The sequence below is a fragment of the Psychrobacter sp. TB20-MNA-CIBAN-0197 genome, from assembly GCF_040309765.1.
GTDB lineage: Bacteria > Pseudomonadota > Gammaproteobacteria > Pseudomonadales > Moraxellaceae > Psychrobacter > Psychrobacter submarinus.
Genome location: NZ_JBEOPC010001266.1, coordinates 1 through 242, shown reverse-complemented (window position 1 = coordinate 242; position 242 = coordinate 1). Strand labels below are relative to the sequence as shown.

1 protein-coding gene is annotated in these 242 nt (G+C 31.4%); it reads left to right on the top strand.

All coding sequences use genetic code 11. The features are described from left to right. On the top strand, window positions 1-242 hold a 242-nt coding region (locus AAEY83_RS18030), incomplete at both ends, for a hypothetical protein (RefSeq protein WP_351061433.1).

Here is a 242-nt window from a genome sequence, read left to right as displayed (position 1 = left end):
TATGATGATATAAAACGTGCTTTTGAAGAGATGAAATCTGATGGCAGCAAGATAACCAAAAATGCAGTAGCAACGAGAGCTAAAAGAAATATTGCGAATCTATCTAAAGAAGAAGAAAAATGGGTAAAGTTACGAGAAAGTATTGAAAAAGCTCAATTAACTTGGGAAGAAAAAAATAAAGATAATTTAATAAAACAACTCAGAACAAAGGTAGCCGAACTAAAAAGCAAGCTTGCTAAAGA